The organism is Streptomyces sp. BA2 (assembly GCF_009769735.1).
GTDB lineage: Bacteria > Actinomycetota > Actinomycetes > Streptomycetales > Streptomycetaceae > Streptomyces.
This window is the reverse complement of sequence record NZ_WSRO01000002.1, coordinates 3900871-3921153: the sequence shown is the minus strand read 5'-3', so window position 1 is coordinate 3921153 and position 20283 is coordinate 3900871. Positions and strand designations below refer to the sequence as shown.

At 69.9% G+C, this 20283-nt stretch carries 13 protein-coding genes; 9 read left to right on the top strand and 4 right to left on the bottom strand.

Annotation, left to right across the window (positions count from 1 at the left end; all coding sequences use genetic code 11):
- From mtrB to E5671_RS20230, 5 genes are all read left to right on the top strand, one after another.
- The gene (gene mtrB, locus E5671_RS20250; protein WP_160505375.1) at positions 1–2121 is read left to right on the top strand and encodes an MtrAB system histidine kinase MtrB; all 2121 of its coding nucleotides are present in this window, start codon (positions 1–3) and stop codon (positions 2119–2121) included.
- Complete coding sequence (locus tag E5671_RS20245; RefSeq protein WP_443032661.1) at positions 2111–3964, top strand: LpqB family beta-propeller domain-containing protein; 1854 nt, start codon at positions 2111–2113, stop codon at positions 3962–3964. The genes mtrB and E5671_RS20245 overlap by 11 nt, the downstream gene beginning before the upstream one ends.
- 121 nt (positions 3965–4085) lie before the next feature.
- Entirely contained in the window at positions 4086–4871 is a 786-nt protein-coding gene (locus E5671_RS20240; RefSeq protein WP_160505374.1) for a ComF family protein, read from the top strand.
- 315 nt (positions 4872–5186) lie between these two features.
- Positions 5187–5879 carry a ribosome hibernation-promoting factor, HPF/YfiA family gene (gene hpf, locus E5671_RS20235; protein ID WP_443032660.1) on the top strand — a complete coding sequence of 231 codons (693 nt, stop codon included), beginning with the start codon at positions 5187–5189 and terminating at the stop codon, positions 5877–5879.
- A gap of 196 nt (positions 5880–6075) precedes the next feature.
- Complete coding sequence (locus E5671_RS20230; protein ID WP_160505372.1) at positions 6076–6819, top strand: response regulator; 744 nt, start codon at positions 6076–6078, stop codon at positions 6817–6819.
- A 28-nt stretch (positions 6820–6847) separates the two neighbouring features.
- Here E5671_RS20230 and E5671_RS20225 read toward each other — a convergent pair whose 3' ends face one another.
- Together E5671_RS20225 and E5671_RS20220 are read right to left on the bottom strand one after the other, a co-directional pair.
- Positions 6848–8035, bottom strand: a complete 1188-nt coding sequence (locus E5671_RS20225) for a winged helix-turn-helix domain-containing protein (RefSeq protein ID WP_160505371.1) — start codon at positions 8033–8035, stop codon at positions 6848–6850.
- A gap of 81 nt (positions 8036–8116) precedes the next feature.
- Positions 8117–8689, bottom strand: a complete 573-nt coding sequence (locus E5671_RS20220) for a GNAT family N-acetyltransferase (protein WP_160505370.1) — start codon at positions 8687–8689, stop codon at positions 8117–8119.
- Between the two features lie 223 nt (positions 8690–8912).
- Between E5671_RS20220 and secA the strand changes: the two genes are divergently transcribed.
- Positions 8913–11756, top strand: a complete 2844-nt coding sequence (gene secA, locus E5671_RS20215; protein WP_160505369.1) for a preprotein translocase subunit SecA — start codon at positions 8913–8915, stop codon at positions 11754–11756.
- A 71-nt stretch (positions 11757–11827) separates the two neighbouring features.
- Here secA and E5671_RS20210 read toward each other — a convergent pair whose 3' ends face one another.
- Positions 11828–12277 (bottom strand): Rv3235 family protein, encoded by a 450-nt coding sequence (locus tag E5671_RS20210; protein WP_160505368.1) that lies wholly within the window; start codon positions 12275–12277, stop codon positions 11828–11830.
- Between the two features lie 359 nt (positions 12278–12636).
- On the opposite strand from E5671_RS20210, the gene E5671_RS20205 reads away from it, so the two are divergent.
- Together E5671_RS20205 and E5671_RS20200 are read left to right on the top strand one after the other, a co-directional pair.
- Positions 12637–13137: a DUF6912 family protein gene (locus tag E5671_RS20205; RefSeq protein WP_160505367.1), complete on the top strand. Its 501-nt coding sequence runs from the start codon at positions 12637–12639 to the stop codon at positions 13135–13137.
- A 310-nt stretch (positions 13138–13447) separates the two neighbouring features.
- The gene (locus E5671_RS20200) at positions 13448–14125 is read left to right on the top strand and encodes an HAD family hydrolase (RefSeq protein WP_160505366.1); all 678 of its coding nucleotides are present in this window, start codon (positions 13448–13450) and stop codon (positions 14123–14125) included.
- Positions 14126–14144: 19 nt separating this feature from the next.
- On the opposite strand, the gene E5671_RS20195 is transcribed toward E5671_RS20200, so the two are convergent.
- Positions 14145–14711, bottom strand: a complete 567-nt coding sequence (locus E5671_RS20195; protein ID WP_160505365.1) for a DJ-1/PfpI family protein — start codon at positions 14709–14711, stop codon at positions 14145–14147.
- A gap of 543 nt (positions 14712–15254) precedes the next feature.
- Here E5671_RS20195 and E5671_RS20190 point away from each other — a divergent pair.
- Positions 15255–20204, top strand: coding sequence for an NAD-glutamate dehydrogenase (locus tag E5671_RS20190; protein WP_160505364.1), 4950 nt, complete (start codon positions 15255–15257; stop codon positions 20202–20204).
- The last annotated feature ends 79 nt before the right edge of the window (positions 20205–20283 follow it).

Genomic DNA, 20283 nt, shown 5'->3' with positions numbered 1-20283 from the left:
ATGTCCCGGGACAGTTCCCCCGCACCGCCCGGGGCTCCGGCTCCGGGCGGCCGTCCGGGGCGGACTGGGGGACGGCGTGCCTCGACGTTCGGGCGGCTCCTCGACGGCGGTCTGCTGTTGCAGGACGGGGTGCAGGGCAGCCCCGTCCTGAGGCTCTTCGTGCGCTGGGTGCGGCGTCCGCTGCTGCCCGCCGTGCGGCTGTGGCGGCGCAACATCCAGCTGAAGGTCGTCGTCACGACCCTGCTGATGTCGCTCGGTGTCGTGCTCATGCTCGGTTTTGCCGTCATGAGCTCCGTGAACAACGGCCTGCTCAAGGCCAAGGTGAAGGCCTCGCAGAGCCAGGCCGACGGTGGATTCAGGGCGGCGCAGGAGGAGGCGAACTCCGCTCGGCCGCGCTCCGGCCAGGACAGCGGCACGCCCGACGGAGGGGCCACGCCACCCACCGCCGTGTGGATGTCCGACCTGGTGGAGCAGCTCTCCAGCGGCGGTCAGAACGCGTTCAACGTAGTGACGCTGAGCCCGACCTCCACGGCCGGTGGCGGCAGCGTGCGCGGGCCGCGAGCCTCCGGGGGCGTGGACCCGATCCAGAGCGTGCCCGAGGCCCTGCGCAGCAGCGTCGACAAGGGCACCAGGGCCTATCAGAGCAATACGCGGATCGTCTTCAACGACGGCCGTGACGCACAGCCCGGCCTGGTCATCGGCAAGCGTCTGAACGACCTGAACGGCGATCCCTACCAGCTGTACTACCTCTTCCCGCTGACGCAGGAGGAGGAGTCCCTCGGCGTCGTCAGGACGACGCTCGCCACCGCAGGACTGTTCGTCGTGGTGCTGCTCGGCGCCATCGCCTGGCTGGTGGTGCGCCAGGTCGTCACGCCCGTACGGATGGCCGCGGGCATCGCCGAGCGGCTGTCCGCCGGACGCCTTCAGGAACGTATGAAGGTCACCGGAGAGGACGACATCGCCCGGCTCGGCGAGGCCTTCAACAAGATGGCGCAGAACCTCCAGCTGAAGATCCAGCAGCTGGAGGAGCTCTCGCGGATGCAGCGGCGGTTCGTCTCGGACGTCTCGCACGAGCTGCGTACGCCGCTGACGACCGTACGGATGGCGGCCGATGTCATCCACGACGCGCGCGTGGACTTCGATCCCGTGACCGCGCGGTCGGCCGAGCTGCTCGCCGATCAGCTCGACCGGTTCGAGACGCTGCTCGCCGACCTCCTTGAGATCAGCCGGTTCGACGCGGGCGCGGCGGCCCTGGAGGCCGAGCCGATAGACCTGCGTGAGGTCGTACGACGGGTCGTGGGCGGCGCGGAGCCGCTGGCGGAGCGCAAGGGGACGCACATACGGATCGTCGGGGACCAGCAGCCCGTGGTCGCCGAGGCCGACGCACGCCGCGTGGAGCGTGTCCTTCGCAACCTCGTGGTCAACGCCGTGGAGCACGGCGAGGGCCAGGACGTCGTGGTGCGGCTCGCGGTGGCGGGCGGCGCCGTCGCGGTGGCGGTGCGGGACTACGGAGTGGGACTCAAGCCCGGCGAGGCGACCAGGGTGTTCAGCCGCTTCTGGCGGGCCGACCCGGCACGCGCGCGTACCACCGGTGGTACGGGTCTCGGGCTCTCCATCGCACTCGAAGACGCGCGGCTGCACGGCGGCTGGCTGCAGGCGTGGGGCGAGCCGGGCGGCGGTTCGCAGTTCCGTCTGACGCTGCCGCGCACGGCGGACGAGGCGCTGCGGGGCTCGCCGATACCGCTGGAGCCCGACGATTCGCGGCGTCACCGCGGACTGAACGACGCGGGCCTCCCGCTCGGCGGCGCGAACAAGCTCGCCACGGTGCCTGCGCAGCCTTCGGTGTCGGAGCGGGTGCCGCCGCCCGTCCCGGCGAGGGCGCCGATCGCGCCGCGGCTCGCCCAGGCGGCCACGACGGCGGACCCCACCGCGTTGCCGGGCAGCGGTGCGCGCGTCGTGCCCCGGCGGCCGCTGGACGACGCGGACCAGGGCTCCGGCTCCGGTGAACCGGCGACGGACGGCACGACGGACGCCGGGGCGGATGCCGAGAGCGGCGCCGATCGCGTGAGCGAGACGGAAACGGATCCCGCAAGGGAAGGGGAGGCCTCTCGTGGGCGCTGACCACGATCGCCGCGCCCGCCGGCGTCCACTGCGGGCCGGTGTGCTGTTCGGCTCCTGCGGGGTGCTGCTCGCCGGGTGCGCCTCGATGCCCGACAGCGGGAACCTGAAGGCGGTCGACGCCTCCCAGCGGCCGGACTCGCAGTCGCAGGTCCGCGTGTACGCCATGCCGCCCGGCGAGGACGCGGGTCCCGTGGAGATCGTCCAGGGCTTCCTTGAGGCGCTGACCAGCGACGACCCTGAGTTCGCGATGGCGCGCAAGTATCTGACCAAGGAAGCGTCCAAGGGCTGGAACCCCGATGTGCAGACCACGGTCCTCGAGAACGGGCCGAGCACGGGGTCGGGCAGCGTCGGGGACGACGGTGACACCGGCCGTTCGTTCCCGCTGACCGGCCGCAAGGTCGCCACCGTGGACGAGGAGCACGCCTACCAGCTGGACAACCGCGCGTACAACCAGGTCGTGCACCTCACCCAGCAGGACGGGCCGAGCGGCAAGGAGTGGCGGATCGACCGGGTGCCGCCGGGCGTCGTGCTCGGGCAGTCCGACTTCCAGCGCATCTACTGGTCCGTCAACAAGTACTACTTCGCGACGCGTTCGTCCGGTGCGCCCGGTGGCGGTCAGGAAGGGCTCGTCGCCGACCCCGTCTACATACGCCAGCGAATAGACCCCGTGACGGAGACCGTCAAGGCGCTGCTCGACGGGCCGACCACCTGGCTCAAGCAGGTCGTGGGCACGCGGTTCCCGACGGGTACGCGGCTCAAGGCGGACACCAAGACGCTGGCGCCGGACGACCAGGGCAAGCTGACGGTGCCGCTGAACGCGAAGGCCGATCCCATAGGCCAGGAGCGGTGCACGGAGATGGCAGCGCAACTGCTCTTCACGCTCCAGGACTTGACGTCGTCCGGCGTCGAGGAGGTGGAGCTCCAGCGCCGCAACGGCTCGCAGCTGTGCGTCCTGAGCAAGGAGCGGGCCGAGTCCGTCGCCTCGCGCCGCACCGCGGAACACCCCGACTTCCAGTACCTCATCGACGACAAGCGGCGCCTTGTGCGGATGCCGGCCGGTGCCGGCGGCAAGGCCGATCCCCAGCCCGTGCAGGGGCAGTTGGGCAATGGGGAGCAGCCGCTGCGTTCGGCCGCCGTGTCGCGGGACGAGGAGCGGGCGGCCGGGGTCTCGCTCGACGGGCGCTCGCTGTACATGGGGTCGCTGGTCTCCGAGGGCCCGCTCGGCAAGCCGGAGGTGCGCAGCAAGGCCAAGTCGGAGGAGGACGGTCTCTCGACGCCGAGTTGGGACGGCCGTGGCGACCTCTGGGTGGCCGACCGCGACCCGAAGCGGCCGCGGCTGCTCTGGCTGGAGCAGGGGGCGGGAGAGCCGCTGCCGGTCAAGATCTCGAACCTCGACGGGCGGATCGAGGCGGTGCGGGTGTCGGCCGACGGCGTACGGATCGCGCTGCTCGTGAAGAAGGACGGCAAGACGTCCCTGCGGATCGGCCGTGTCGAGCGGACCGGCGCCAAGGGTGAGCAGCCGGTGATCTCCGTGGTCGAACTGCGCCAGGCGGCACCGCAGATGGAGGAGGTCACCGCCATGTCGTGGGCGGGCGGCAGCCGCCTCGTGGTGGTCGGGCGCGAGTCCGGTGGCGTGCAGCAGATGCGGTACGTGCAGAGCGACGGCTCGGTGCCCGCGGGTGCGCCGCTGCCCGGCCTCACCGGCGTGAAGGAGATCGCCGCGTCCGAGGACGAGCGGCAGCCGCTGGTGGCGCACTCGGACGACGGGATAGTGCGGCTGCCGACGGGCGCGCAGTGGCAGACGGTGGTCAAGGAAGGGACGGCGCCGGTCTATCCGGGGTGACGCCGTCGGTCTATCCGGGGTGACGCCGCCGGAACAACGCGTCGTCCGCGCGGTGGAGTTGTCCACAGGCCGTTGTCCACAGGGGTGGCAGGGCCGCTCGCGTCTTGGCACAGTGGTGGGCATGCCGGGGTGGTGGCAGGACCTCACCGATCTGGTGCTGCCGGCCGAGTGCGGAGGCTGTGGCAGGCCTCGCGCGGCGCTCTGCGCGCGGTGCCGCGAGGCCCTGTGCGGGGCCGCGCCGTGCCGGGTGAGTCCTCGCCCCCGGCCGCAGGGGCTGCCGGTGGTGCACGCGGCGGCGCCCTACGGGGGCGCGGTGCGGGCGGTGCTGCTCGCGCACAAGGAGCGCGGTGCTCTGGGGCTCGCGGTGCCGCTGGGCGCGGGGCTCGCCGGGGCGGTGCGTGCGGGGCTGTGGGAGGACGCCGGCTTACGGGAGGGGACCGCTGCGGACGGTGGTGACGCTCCGGTACTGCTCGTGCCGGTGCCCTCGGCTCGCGGGGCCGTGCGCAGGCGTGGGCACGATCCCGTACGGCGGATCGCGCTGGCCGCCGCGGGTGAGCTGCGGCGGGGCGGGACGCGGGCCCGGGTGGTCGGCGTGCTGCGCCAGCGGCGTGCCGTGGCCGACCAGGCGGGGCTCAACTTCCGTCAGCGGCAGGCGAATCTGCGGGGCGCCCTGGAGGTGACCGCGGGTGGCGGGCGGCTGCTGGCCGGCGGGCGGGTCGTGATCGTGGACGACCTGATGACCACGGGCGCGTCTTTGGCGGAGGCCGCGCGCGCAATACGTGACGTACACACGGAAAGTAAAGGGCAAGGCGCGTTGGTAACAGCCCGTGAAATTACCTGCGAGAACACGATCACCGCGGCTGTTGTTGCCTCGTCACCGGATTCCTTCGGAATAAACCGGAACTGACTGGGAAGTTGCATCGTTGCAGGTAGTGAGAGGGTCAATACACCTGAATGGAGGTATGCGGCGGTAGAGGGTGACGACATCCGTCCGGGCGAGATATGTTCGGTTGTGAGGAATGGCGGACGCCGTCCCTCGCATATCGGAATGCCGGTCACCGGGTTTTTCGCAAACAACCGGGCCGGTCGGGGTGGAGATCTTGTTCGTGGGGGAGGAGGAGGTGGAAGTCACCGAGTCCGAGGCTCCGGGTGTCACCGGGGCCTGGTGCAAAAGGGAGATGCTCCGCCGCCGAAGCGGGGCGATCCGGGAACGGAGTTCTGCGTGGACATCGTCGTCAAGGGCCGCAAGACCGAGGTGCCAGAGCGGTTCCGCAAGCACGTGGCCGAGAAGCTGAACCTGGAGAAGATCCAGAAGCTCGACGGCAAGGTGATCAGCCTGGACGTCGAGGTGTCCAAGGAGGCGAACCCGCGTCAGGCCGACCGTTCCGACCGCGTGGAGATCACACTCCGCGGGCGCGGACCCGTGATCCGCGCGGAGGCCTCGGCAACCGATCCGTACGCGGCGCTCGACCTGGCCACGGCCAAGCTGGACGCACGACTGCGCAAGCAGCACGAGAAGCGCCACAACCGGCGCGGCAACGGCAGGCTCTCCGCCGCCGAGGTCGCCGAGCGGGTGCCGGACGCGGCGACTCTCAACGGAGACGGCACCGTCGCACGTGAGGAAGAGCCGGACGGCATCCCCGTCAAGAGGATCGGCTCACTGGAGATCCAGGGCGAAGGCCCGCTCGTGGTCCGCGAGAAGACCCACGTGGCGGCCCCGATGTCGCTCGACCAGGCGCTCTACGAAATGGAACTCGTCGGGCACGACTTCTACTTGTACGTCGACTCGGAGACGAAGGAACCGAGTGTCGTCTACCGGCGGCACGCCTACGACTACGGCGTCATCCGCCTCAACACCGACCCCATGATCACGCGGCCCGAGTCCGCGGGCGGGGGCGGTGCGCTCGGCGGCTGATTCAGGCCGGTCGAGAGATGAGACGGTGCCCCTGGAGCGCGTGTGCGCCCCCAGGGGCACCATCATGCGACCCCTGTGCGCACCGCGCGACCGTCCGGGCATGAAATCATGGGCGGAGCCGGCCAACCGGTGTGCTGCTGCCTCGGGTTGGCGGCAGCCGACGCACAAGGGGCCATGGCCTTCAGGGGGAGGAACGATGGCGGACAGCTTCGGACCGATGCGGGATGCCGATGACGACGACGGCATCGGTATCGGCACGGACGCGGGCGCACCGCGCAAGGAGCCCATCAGGGTCCTTGTGGTGGATGACCACGCGCTCTTCCGCCGGGGCCTGGAGATCGTCCTCGCCGCCGAGGAGGACATCCAGGTGGTCGGGGAGGCGGGCGACGGCGCCGAGGCGGTGGACAAGGCCGCGGACCTGCTGCCGGACATCGTGCTGATGGACGTACGCATGCCTAAGCGCGGCGGCATCGAGGCGTGCACCTCCATCAAGGAGGTCGCGCCCAGCGCGAAGATCATCATGCTGACGATCAGTGACGAGGAGGCCGACCTCTACGACGCGATCAAGGCGGGCGCCACGGGCTATCTCCTCAAGGAGATCTCCACGGACGAAGTGGCCACGGCGATTCGCGCGGTGGCCGACGGGCAGTCGCAGATCAGCCCGTCCATGGCGTCGAAACTGCTCACCGAGTTCAAGTCGATGATCCAGCGCACCGACGAGCGCAGACTGGTGCCCGCGCCGCGGCTGACCGAGCGCGAGCTCGAAGTGCTGAAGCTGGTGGCCACGGGCATGAACAACCGCGACATCGCGAAGGAATTGTTCATCTCCGAGAACACCGTGAAGAACCACGTGCGCAACATCCTGGAGAAGCTGCAGCTGCACTCCAGGATGGAGGCGGTCGTGTACGCGATGCGGGAGAAGATCCTCGAGATCAGGTGAGGCCCCCGCCGCGGGCTCAGCCCAGGGCTCAGCCCAGGGCGCGGACCAGCTCGGCGGTCAGCTCGGGACGGTTCACCCGCTCGACCCGTACGGAATCGCAGTTCACCCACGTCGCCGCTTCACGCAGCGCCTGGGCCACCGCGGGCACGGACTTGGGGCTGTCCAGCGACACCTGCTTGGCGACCAGCGTGCTGCCCTCGCGGGCGGGGTCCACGCGGCCGACAAGGCGGCCCCCGGCCAGGACCGGCATGGCGAAATAGCCGTGGATGCGCTTCGGCTTGGGGACGTACGCCTCCAGGCGGTGGGTGAAGCCGAAGATCCGCTCCGTGCGGGCCCGCTCCCAGATCAGGGAGTCGAAGGGCGACAGGAGCGTCGTGCGGTGGCGGCCGCGCGGGGCCGTCGCCAGGGCCTCGGGGTCGGCCCAGGCGGGCTTGTCCCAGCCCTCCACCGTCACCGGAACAAGGCCCGAGTCCGCGACCACCGCGTCGAACTGCTCGCCCTTGAGACGGTGATAGTCCGCGATGTCCGCGCGCGTGCCGACGCCGAGAGCCTCTCCCGCCAGACGCACCAGACGGCGCAGGCACTCCCTGTCGTCCAGGTCGTCATGGAGCAGCGTGTCAGGGATCGCGCGCTCCGCGAGGTCGTACACCCGCTTCCAGCTGCGCCGCTCGGTGCAGACCACCTCGCCGTACATCAGCGCCCGCTCGACGGCGACCTTCGCGTCCGACCAGTCCCACCACTCGCCCTTGTTCTTCGCGCCGCCCAACTCCGTGGCGGTGAGCGGGCCTTCGGCGGTGAGCTGCTTGATGACCGTGTCGTACGCACCGTCCGGCAGGTCGTGGTGCCAGTGCGGGCGGGTGCGGTAGGCGCGGCGGCGGAAGGCGAAGTGCGGCCACTCCTCGATGGGCAGGATGCACGCGGCGTGCGACCAGTACTCGAAGGCGTGCGGCCGGGCGGGGCCTGTGCCCGATGTCCCGTCCCAGTACGCCGCCTCGATCCTGCCGCGGCCGACGGCGCCGAGGCGGGCGTACGGAACGAGCTCGTGGGAGCGGGCGAGGACCGAGATGGTGTCGAGCTGGACCGCCCCGAGATGCCGCAGCACGCCCCGCACACCGGACCTGCGGTCCGGCGCGCCCAGGAACCCCTGGGCGCGGAGCGCGATGCGGCGGGCCTCGTCGGCGGAGAGGTCTGTGGCGGGGCGCGGCAGGCTCGTCATGCCGGAAACGATAGGGGGCGGCACTGACAACGCCACCTGGCCTGCGGGAACACGTCGGCGGAGGAGCCGAGGGGCGCGCCTTCAGCCCCGGACCGGCAGGTACGGCTGGATCGACGGCAGGCCGATGTCGCCCGGCAGCAGGGCGCCCACCCAGCAGTCACGGAGCGTGGCCTTGTTCAGGAGGGCGCCGCGCAGGGTGCCCTCGAAGGTGAAGCCCGCCTTCTCCACCACCGCGCGCGACCCGGTGTTGCCGACCTCCGCGCGCCACTCCAGGCGGTTGCAGCCCAGGTCGGTGAAGGCCCACCTGGCCAGGCCGAGGACGATCTCCGTCATGTAGCCGCTGCCCCGGTGCTCCTTCGCCGTCCAGAAGCCGACCTCCCACGCGCCCGAGCGCGGGTGGTGGAGGCTGGCGGCGGCGATCAGCGGGCCGCCGCCCCGGGGACGTACGGCGAAGGTGTACTCCGTGTCGTGGCGCCAGCCGTCCGGCACCATGCGCGTGATGAAGCCCTCCGCGTCCGTGCGCGCGTAGGGCGAGGGGATCGTGGTCCAGCGCTGGATGTCGGCGTCCTGGCAGGCTTCGAACGTCTCGTCCGTGTCGGCGGGCGTGAAGGTGCGCAGAATCAGGCGTTCGGTGGTGAGTGTGACGGGCTCCATCCGGCGATTCTGCGGGGGTGAGGGCCTGTGGGCCAGTGCTTTTGGCCGAGCTTTCACCCGCATTTCGCCGAGCGCTGATCGGCACAACCCGGCACCTTCCAGGCCCCCCGGCCGTTGACGTATCGGCAGACCTCCCGGCGCGGCCCGCTCCTCGCTTACGATGGCCGTTGCCCTATGAGTAAACCGACCATGCCAGGCCCGACCGGCAAGGAGACCAACCCCCGTGTCCGTCCTCTCGAAGATCATGCGTGCAGGCGAAGGCAAGATCCTGCGCAAGCTGCACCGCATCGCGGACCAGGTCAACTCCATCGAAGAGGACTTCGTCAGCCTCTCCGACGCCGAGCTGCGCGCGCTGACCGAGGAGTACAAGGAGCGTTACGCCGACGGCGAGACCCTTGACGACCTCCTCCCCGAAGCCTTTGCCACGGTCCGTGAGGCCGCCAAGCGCGTCCTCGGCCAGCGGCACTACGACGTCCAGATGATGGGCGGCGCCGCGCTGCACCTCGGCTATGTGGCCGAGATGAAGACCGGTGAGGGCAAGACACTCGTCGGCACCCTCCCTGCGTACCTCAACGCCCTGTCGGGCAAGGGCGTGCACCTGATCACGGTCAACGACTACCTGGCCGAGCGCGACTCCGAGATGATGGGCCGCGTCCACAAGTTCCTGGGCCTGTCCGTCGGCTGCATCATCGCCAACATGACGCCGGCCCAGCGCCGCGAGCAGTACGCCAGCGACATCACGTACGGCACGAACAACGAATTCGGATTCGACTACCTGCGCGACAACATGGCGTGGTCGAAGGAAGAACTGGTGCAGCGCGGCCACAACTTCGCGATCGTCGACGAGGTCGACTCGATCCTGGTGGACGAGGCCCGTACGCCGCTGATCATCTCCGGCCCCGCCGACCAGGCCACCAAGTGGTACGGCGACTTCGCCAAGTTGGTGACCCGCCTCACCAAGGGCGAGGCGGGCAACACCCTCAAGGGCATCGAGGAGACCGGGGACTACGAGGTCGACGAGAAGAAGCGCACCGTCGCCATCCACGAGTCCGGTGTCTCCAAGGTCGAGGACTGGCTGGGCATCGACAACCTGTACGAGTCGGTGAACACCCCGCTCGTGGGTTACCTCAACAACGCCATCAAGGCCAAGGAACTCTTCAAGAAGGACAAGGACTACGTCGTCATCGACGGCGAAGTCATGATCGTCGACGAGCACACCGGCCGTATCCTCGCCGGCCGCCGCTACAACGAGGGCATGCACCAGGCGATCGAGGCGAAGGAAGGGGTGGACATCAAGGACGAGAACCAGACCTTGGCCACGATCACCCTTCAGAACTTCTTCCGCCTCTACAAGCGCCACGACCACGACGGCAAGGAAACCCCGGGCCTCTGCGGCATGACCGGTACGGCCATGACCGAGGCCGCCGAGTTCCACCAGATCTACAAGCTGGGCGTCGTGCCGATCCCGACGAACCGGCCCATGGTCCGCGCCGACCAGTCGGACCTGATCTACCGCACCGAGGTCGCGAAGTTCGCCGCCGTCGTCGACGACATCGCCGAGAAGCACGACCGCGGTCAGCCGATCCTGGTCGGCACGACCTCCGTGGAGAAGTCGGAGTACCTCTCCCAGCAGCTCTCCAAGCGCGGCGTCCAGCACGAGGTCCTGAACGCGAAGCAGCACGACCGTGAGGCGCCGATCATCGCCCAGGCCGGCCGCAAGGGCGCCGTCACCGTCGCCACGAACATGGCCGGACGAGGCACGGACATCAAGCTCGGCGGCAACCCCGACGACCTCGCCGAGGCGGAGCTGCGCCAGCGCGGCCTCGACCCCGTCGAGCACGTAGAGGAGTGGGCCGCCGCGCTGCCCGCAGCCATGGAGAAGGCCGAGCGGGCCGTCAAGGCGGAGTTCGAGGAGGTCGTCGACCTCGGCGGGCTCTACGTCCTGGGCACCGAGCGCCACGAGTCGCGCCGCATCGACAACCAGCTGCGCGGTCGTTCCGGCCGTCAGGGCGACCCGGGCGAGTCCCGCTTCTACCTCTCGCTGGGCGACGACCTGATGCGCCTGTTCAAGGCGCAGATGGTCGAGCGCGTGATGGCCATGGCGAACGTCCCGGACGACGTGCCGATCGAGAACAAGATGGTGACGCGCGCGATCGCGTCCGCCCAGTCGCAGGTCGAGCAGCAGAACTTCGAGACGCGCAAGAACGTCCTGAAGTACGACGAGGTCCTCAACCGCCAGCGCGAGGTCATCTACGGCGAGCGTCGCCGCGTCCTGGAGGGCGAGAACCTCCAGGACCAGGTCACGCACTTCATGGACGACACGATCGAGGCGTACATCGCGGCGGAGACCGCCGAGGGCTTCGCCGAGGAGTGGGACCTGGACCGGCTGTGGGGCGCCTTCAAGCAGCTCTACCCGGTGAAGGTCACCGTCGAGGAGCTGGAGGAGGACGCGGGTGACCGTGCGGGTCTGACCGCCGAGTTCATCTCCGACTCCATCAAGGACGACATCCACCAGCAGTACGAGGCGCGTGAGGAGCAGCTCGGCTCCGAGATCATGCGTGAGCTCGAGCGGCGGGTCGTCCTCTCGGTGCTCGACCGCAAGTGGCGCGAGCACCTCTACGAGATGGACTACCTCCAGGAGGGCATCGGCCTCCGCGCCATGGCGCAGAAGGACCCGCTGGTCGAGTACCAGCGCGAGGGCTTCGACATGTTCAACGCCATGATGGACGGCATCAAGGAAGAGTCCGTCGGCTACCTGTTCAACCTGGAGGTCCAGGTCGAGCAGCAGGTCGAGGAGGTTCCGGTGTCGGACTCGGCCGAGGCCGGGGCTTCCCTGGAGAAGAAGGACGCCGTTCCCGCCGGTGGCGGTCGTCCCGAGATCCGCGCCAAGGGCCTTGAGGCTCCGCAGCGGCCCGACCGTCTCCACTTCCAGGCGCCGAACGCCGAGGGCGGCGTCGACGAAGGGGACTTCGAGACCGAGGACGCGGGTGTGCGGTCCGAGTCGGACGGGATGACGCGGGCGGAGCGGCGTAAGGCTCAGAAGGGTGGGCGTCGCCGCAAGAAGTAGTGGCGTGACGCTGTAGCAGTGCGAAGGGGCCGGGCGCCGTTGGTGCCCGGCCCCTTCGCGTTGGCCTCTTGTCATCTGGCGGGCGTTCCCACTTCGACCGCCGTGCAGCGCCACCTCTGGTCCGCGCCGAGACTCAGCCGGAATGCCAGGGCCCTGAGGGCGGGGCCCGCGCCGATCCTCGCGAAGACCTCGTAGACGCCGGGGCGGGGTTCGTAGTGGCCGATCCGGTGGATCGTGGGACGCCGGTCGTTCACGTTGAAGGGGGCGAGTTCGGCGAGGCGGGCCACGTCGTCGAAGGCCGTGTGGGCGATGTGGCGGGCCGCCCAGTGGACCGGCTTCTGGCCGCTGAGCACCAGGAGCAGGCGTTCGGTGAAGAGCTCCGTGGGGTGCGGCGGGGGCTGGGGCGGAGTCCTGAGGGGGCGCGCCGGTGTACGTGCCGCCGAAGGGCGGCGGGGGTCTGTCCGGCCTGGTGGACGGGTGGTCGCCGGGCGGGAGCGGGGCCTGGTCATTACCTTGTGCATGCCGTGTCGCCTCCGGCTTCGCTGTCCCGGCCTTGGTTGTACCGGGGAGTAACTTCCGTCGGAGATCTTGTACGGGGGTGGAGGCGGGGGCTGCAAGGGGCTGCGGGGTGTGGGGGCGAGGGGCGGAGGAGTCACCTATCAGGGTGGCCGGGGGTGCGGTGTTCCTTGGGGGCGTTGGGGTGGGCCGGGTGAAGGGTGGGCGTTGCGGGTGACGTGGGGGGTGGGTGTGGGGCACAGCTCGAAGGGGGACGCCCGCACGTATTCTGGGGGTCTGTCGGGTTGCCTTCTGCGCGACCTTTTCGACTCCGAGACTCCGGCTGTGAATCCGACTGTGAATCCGACTGTGAAAGCGGGCCGTCATGCGCGTCTACGTTCCTCTGACCCTGAGCCGTCTCGCCGAGGTGCACAAGGCGGGCGAGCTGGGCCCTGGGCCGCTGACCGCCTATGCCGTGACGCCGGCTCTGCGTGAGTGGTACGTCTCGGACGACATCGAGGAGCTGGAGTACGCCGCCCTGGGCCGGGCCGCGCTTGCTTCGCTGCGGTTGATCGCGGGGGATCCGGGGGCGGCTCGGCGGCGCGTTGTGCTGGCCGCGGATGTGCCGGACGGGGCGCTTGAGCAGGGGCCGCGGTCGCCTGAGGGCGGGCTCGGTGAGGTGCGGGTCGCCGGGGTGCTGGGGCTGAAGAAGGTCGCGGCCGTGCATGTGGACGCGGGGGACGCGGAGGGGGACGTCGCCGCGGCGGTGGGGGTTCTGGAGGCCGCGGATCAGGGGGACGAGGATGCGCGGTTCACTGTGGACGGGGTCGAGGATCATGAGCTGCTGTGGTTCGCGACGCAGGAGATTCCCGGGCTGATCAGCTGAGGGGTCCCTGTGGGGCTTGGGCGGGGGTGGTGCTGGTGCGTGTGTGGGTGCGGGGCCGCGCCGGTATGTCCGTCCTCGCTATCGTCCGGTGGCCGCGGGGCTGCTTCGGCTCCGGAGCCTTCGGGAGCCGTGCTCCGGGCAGACATACCGGCACGTCCCCTCGCGAGCGCTCCCGACTGCAGCCAATCGCTGGTTGCTGCGGGGCAATCGGGTGGGTGGGTGGGTGGGTGGGAAAGGCTTGTTCGGCGCCGGGGGCTGTGGGGAGTGGGCCGGGGCCTTGGGGTGAGGGCGGTGCGGGTACCGTTTCTCCATGGGGAAGCTGACGCGCGGGGCGCATATCGTTTGGGACTGGAACGGGACTCTGCTGCATGACATTCATGCGGTGATCGAGTCGACGAACGCCTCGTTCGCAGAGCTCGGGCTCGAGCCCATCACTCTTGAGCGGTATCGCGATCTGTACTGCGTTCCCGTTCCGCTCTTCTACGAGCGGCTCATGGGGCGGCTGCCCACGGACGCCGAGTGGCAGGTCATGGACGCCGTGTTCCACAAGCACTACTGGGCGCGGGCCGAGGCATGCGGCCTCGCCGACGGTGCCGCCGAGCTGCTCGCGGAGCGGCGGGCGGCAGGGCGTACGCAGTCGTTGCTGTCGCTCGCGCCGCACGAGCACCTCGTGCCGATCGTGCGGCGGCACGGGATCGAGGAGCACTTCGTGCGCATCGACGGCCGCACGGACACCTCGCACGCGGGCAAGGCCGAGCGGATGGTGCTGCACCTCGCGGCTCTGGAAGGGGTCGCCGCCGCCGAGCGCATTGTCGTCATCGGGGACGCCGTTGACGATGCCGTCGCCGCGGCGCATGTCGGCGCCCAGGCCGTGCTCTACACCGGTGGGTCCCACAGCAGGGCCAGTCTGGAGGCGGTCGGCGTGGGGGTCCCGGTCGTCGACAGCCTTGCCGAGGCCGTGGAGGTGGCCGAGCGGCTGGCCGCCTAGGTCCCGCCCAGGTTCCCGCCTACGTCACCGGCGCCTTCGCCCGCAGCACCGTGAGGAACTCCCTCATCCAGCCCGAGTGGTCCGGCCAGGCGCGGGCCGAGACCAGCGTGCCGTCGACCACCACCTCCGCGTCACGGAACGTCGCGCCCGCCGTCTGCATGTCCAGTTCCAGGGCCGGATACGCCGTGACCCTGCGGCCGCTCAGGCCGCCGATCGCCGCCGTCAGGAGCGGGCCGTGGCAGATCTGCGCGACCGGCTTGTCCGCGTCGAAGAAGGACTTGAGGATCTTGCGGAGCTCCGGGTCGTTGCGCAGATACTCCGGGGCCCGGCCGCCCGGGATCACCAGAGCGACGTACTGGCCGGGATCGACCTCGGAGAAGGCGAGGTCGGCGGGCCAGGTGTAGCCCGGCTTCTCCGTGTACGTGTCGAAGCCCGGCTCGAAGTCGTGCACCACGAACTGCAGCTTCTTGCGGGCAGGGGCGGCGATGTGGACGTCGTACCCCTCCTCGCGCAGCCGCTGGAAGGGATACAGGACCTCCAGCGACTCCGCCGCGTCTCCGGTCACTATCAGGATCTTGGCTGCCATCGGTGCTCGCTCCCCAATCGTGGGCGGGCCCGGCCCGTCGTCGTGGGCGGACCGGGTCCGTCCGTCGCGCGCTGTCCGTCCGTCCCGCTCAACGTGCATCCGCCCGTCCGGTTTGCCAAGGGGGCCCACCGGTTTGCCGAGGGCATCCATCGCCGACAGATGGCGCGAAAGTCTCTGTGCAGAGTGTCAAAGTTCCACCCCTGCTTTTGTACACATACGGCTCATGACGACTCCCGGGTGGAGGGCGATAGCCTTGACCCGTGATCAGCGCGATATCCCGCGGGGGCGTGTACGCCCCCGCCCTGCGCCCGGGGAACACGGAGGACATCCGTGCCCGGGGCGTCGCTGACGCTTCTTCGCGGTGCGGCCAGCCACATCACCCCGGCCATCGGTCAGCGAAAGCGCTGAAAATGGCGGATAACCGCCCGCTCATCTCTCACCGCGGCATAACGTCGACTTCGACCGGAGACCCCGCGTCGCGGCGTTACGTCGGATCACTTCCTTCTACGTCACGCAACGGCGCGCGACAGGAGTCAGAGGACAATGCAGACCAAGCTGGACGAAGCCAAAGCCGAGCTGCTCACACGGGCGGCCCGGGTAGCTGAGAACAGCCCGGCAGGTGGCCGCCTACCGAATGGGGCACCGACCGGGTCGAAGGGCGACGGGGCCACTCCTGACGAGGACATGGCCCTTGCGTTCCTCCAGCGCTACTACCTGCACACCGCCCCGGAGGACCTTGCCGACCGTGACCCGGTCGACGTCTTCGGAGCAGCCTTCTCCCACTACCGGCTTGCCGAGAACCGCCCGCAGGGCACGGCCAACGTCCGCGTGCACACCCCGACCGTCGAGGAGAACGGCTGGACGTGCAGCCACTCCGTCGTCGAGGTGGTCACGGACGACATGCCCTTCCTGGTCGACTCGGTCACCAATGAGCTCTCGCGCCAGGGGCGCGGCATCCACGTCGTCATCCACCCCCAGGTCGTCGTACGACGGGATCTGACCGGCAAGCTCCTGGAGGTCCTCAGCAAGGACTTCGGCACCGAGCGCCCGCACGACGCGGTCACCGAGTCCTGGATCCACGTCGAGATGGACCGCGAGACCGACCGCGCGGACCTGAAGCAGATCACCGCCGATCTGCTCCGGATCCTCTCCGACGTACGCGAGACCGTCGAGGACTGGGAGAAGATGCGCGACGCCGCGCTGCGCATCGCCGATGAGCTCCCCACCGAGCCGACCGCCGACGACCTGCGCGACCAGGAGGTCGACGAGGCCCGCGAACTCCTTCGCTGGCTCGCCGACAACCACTTCACCTTCCTCGGCTTCCGCGAGTACGACCTGACGGACGAGGACTCGCTCGCCGCGGTGCCCGGCACCGGCCTCGGCATCCTGCGCGCCGACCCGAAGCACGAGGGCGAGGAGGACCACCCGGTCAGTCCCTCCTTCAGCCGGCTGCCCGCGGACGCGCGTGCGAAGGCACGCGAGCACAAGCTCCTGGTGCTGACGAAGGCCAACAGCCGTGCCACCGTGCACCGGCCCAGCTACCTCGACTACGTCGGCGTGAAGAAGTTCGACGCCGACGGCAACGTCATCGGCGAGCGCCGCTTCCTCGGCCTGTTCTCGTCCGCCGCGTACACCGAGTCGGTGCGCCGCGTGCCGGTCATCCGCCGCAAGGTCCAGGAGGTCCTCAAGGGCGCGGGCTTCTCGCCCAACAGCCACGACGGCCGCGACCTGCTCCAGATCCTGGAGACGTACCCGCGCGACGAGCTCTTCCAGACTCCGCCCGACGAGCTGCGCTCCATCGTCACGTCCGTGCTGTACCTCCAGGAACGCCGCCGGCTGCGGCTCTACCTGCGCAAGGACGAGTACGGCCGCTACTACTCCGCCCTCGTCTACCTGCCGCGTGACCGCTACACCACCGGCGTCCGGCTGCGGATCATCGACATCCTCAAGGAGGAGCTCGGCGGCACCAGCGTCGACTTCACCGCCTGGAACACCGAGTCGATCCTCTCCCGGCTGCACTTCGTGGTCCGCGTCGCGCCGGGCGGCGGCCTTCCGCAGCTCACCGACGCCGACACCGACCGCATCGAGGCCCGGCTCGTCGAGGCCGCCCGCTCCTGGGCCGACGGCTTCGGCGAGGCACTGACCGCCGAGTGCGGCGAGGAGCGCGCCGCCGAGCTGCTCCGCCGCTACTCGGGCGCCTTCCCCGAGGGCTACAAGGCCGACCACACACCGCGCGCCGCCGTCGCCGACCTCCAGCACCTGGAGCAGCTCAAGCACGGCCGCGAGGACTTCGCGCTCAGCCTGTACGAGCCGGTGGGCGCCGCCCCCGGCGAGCGACGGTTCAAGATCTACCGCTCGGGCGTCCAGGTCTCGCTCTCCGCCGTCCTGCCGGTCCTCCAGCGCCTCGGCGTCGAGGTCACCGACGAGCGGCCCTACGAGCTGCGCTGCACCGACCGCACGAACGCGTGGATCTACGACTTCGGCCTTCGCCTGCCCAAGTCCCAGAACGGCAACGGCGACTACCTCGGCGACGACGGCCGCGAGCGCTTCCAGGAGGCCTTCTCCGCCGCCTGGACGGGCGAGGCCGAGGTCGACGGCTTCAACTCGCTGGTCCTGCGGGCCGGGCTCAACTGGCGCCAGGCGATGGTCCTTCGGGCCTACGCCAAGTACCTGCGCCAGGCGGGCTCCACCTTCAGCCAGGACTACATGGAGGACACCCTCCGCAACAACGTCCACACCACCCGGCTGCTCGTCTCGCTCTTCGAGGCGCGGATGTCCCCGGACCGCCAGCGCGCCGGGACCGAGCTGACCGACGGGCTCCTGGAGGAGCTGGACGGCGCGCTCGACCAGGTCGCGTCCCTGGACGAGGACCGCATCCTGCGGTCCTTCCTCACCGTCATCAAGGCGACGCTGCGTACGAACTTCTTCCAGGAGGCGGAGGGCGGCAAGCCGCACAGCTACGTCTCCATGAAGTTCGACCCGCAGGCCATCCCCGACCTCCCCGCGCCGCGCCCGGCGTACGAGATCTGGGTGTACTCGCCGCGCGTCGAGGGCGTCCACCTGCGCTTCGGCAAGGTCGCCCGAGGCGGTCTTCGCTGGTCCGACCGGCGTGAGGACTTCCGCACGGAGATCCTCGGCCTGGTCAAGGCGCAGATGGTGAAGAACACCGTCATCGTGCCCGTCGGCGCCAAGGGCGGCTTCGTCGCCAAGCAGCTGCCCGACCCGACCGTCGACCGCGACGCGTGGCTGGCCGAGGGCGTGGCCTGCTACAAGACGTTCATCTCGGCGCTGCTGGACATCACCGACAACCTCGTCGCGGGTGAGGTCGTGCCCCCGGCCGACGTCGTCCGGCACGATGAGGACGACACGTACCTCGTGGTCGCCGCCGACAAGGGCACCGCGACGTTCTCGGACATCGCGAACGAGGTCGCCGAGTCGTACAACTTCTGGCTCGGTGACGCCTTCGCCTCCGGCGGCTCCGCCGGTTACGACCACAAGGGCATGGGCATCACCGCCCGCGGCGCCTGGGAGTCCGTCAAGCGGCACTTCCGGGAGCTGGGCACCGACACCCAGACCGAGGACTTCACGGTCGTCGGCGTCGGCGACATGTCCGGTGACGTGTTCGGCAACGGCATGCTGCTCTCCGAGCACATCCGCCTGGTGGCCGCCTTCGACCACCGGCACATCTTCATCGACCCGAGGCCGGACGCCGAGACCTCGTACGCGGAGCGCCGTCGCCTGTTCGAGCTGCCGCGCAGCTCCTGGGCGGACTACAACAAGGAGCTGCTCTCCGCGGGCGGCGGGATCTTCCCGCGCAGCGCCAAGGCGATCCAGCTGAACGCCCACATCCGCGAGGCCCTCGGCATCGAGAAGGGCGTCGGCAAGATGACGCCGGCCGACCTGATGCAGACCATCCTCCAGGCGCCGGTCGACCTGCTGTGGAACGGCGGCATCGGTACGTACGTGAAGTCGTCGGCCGAGTCGAACAGCGACGTCGGCGACAAGGCGAACGACGCGATCCGCGTCAACGGCGCCGACCTGCGCGTCAAGGTCGTCGGCGAGGGCGGCAACCTCGGCCTGACCCAGCTCGGCCGCATCGAGTTCGCGCGCGCCGGCGGGCACATCAACACCGACGCCATCGACAACAGCGCGGGCGTGGACACCTCCGACCACGAGGTGAACATCAAGATCCTGCTCAACGCGGTCGTCGCGAACGGCGACATGACCGTCAAGCAGCGCAACAAGTTCCTCGCGGCGATGACGGACGAGGTCGGCACCCTGGTCCTGCGCAACAACTACGCGCAGAACACCGCCCTGTCGAACGCGGTCGCCCAGTCCCCGTCCCTCCTCCACGCCCACCAGCGCTTCATGCGCCGCCTGGGTCGTGACGGTCACCTGGACCGGGCACTGGAGTTCCTGCCCACCGACCGGCAGATCCGTGAGCTCCTGAGCTCCCGCCACGGGCTCAGCCAGCCCGAGCTCGCCGTGCTCCTCGCGTACACGAAGATCACAGCGGCCGACGAGCTGATCCAGACGACGCTCCCGGACGACGAGTACCTGCGCGGTCTCCTTCACGCGTACTTCCCGGAGGCCCTGCGGGAGAAGTTCCCCGAGCAGGTCGACGGGCACGCGCTGCGCCGCGAGATCGTCACCACGGTCCTCGTCAACGACACGGTGAACACGGGCGGTTCGACGTTCCTGCACCGGCTGCGTGAGGAGACCGGGGCCTCCCTGGAGGAGATCGTCAGGGCGCAGCTCGCGGCCCGCGAGATCTTCGGTCTGAGCAAGGTCTGGGACGCGGTCGAGGCGCTCGACAACGTGGTGGCGGCCGACGTCCAGACCCGCGTCCGGCTGCACTCGCGCCGCCTCGTCGAGCGCGGCACGCGCTGGCTGCTCAACAACCGGCCGCAGCCGCTCCAGCTCGCCGAGACCATCGGCTTCTTCAGCGAGGGCGTCGCCGAGGTCTGGACCGAGCTGCCGAAGCTGCTGCGCGGCTCCGACCAGGAGTGGTACCAGAGCATCCGCGACGAGCTGACGGGCGTGGGCGTCCCCGACGAGCTCGCCCAGCGCGTCGCCGGGTTCTCCTCGGCCTTCCCGGCGCTCGACATCGTGGCGATCGCCGACCGCACGGGCAAGCAGCCGATGGCCGTCGCCGAGGTCTACTACGACCTCGCCGACCGGCTGCGGATCACCCAGCTCATGGACCGCATCATCGAGCTGCCGCGGGCCGACCGCTGGCAGTCGATGGCGCGCGCGTCGATCCGCGAGGACCTGTACGCGGCGCACGCCGCCCTGACGGCCGACGTGCTGGCCGCCGGGAACGGCGAGGACACTCCCGAGCAGCGCTTCAAGGCCTGGGAGGAGAAGAACGCGGCGATCCTGAGCCGGTCGCGGACGACCCTGGACGAGATCCAGAGCTCGGACGCGTTCGACCTGGCGAACCTGTCGGTCGCGATGCGGACGATGAGGACGCTGCTGCGGACCCACTCGTAGTCCTCGTACATCCGTCGTACGTCGATGGGGGCGCCCCGGGCCTGACGGCTCGGGGCGCCCCCTTTCGCGTATCTGGACT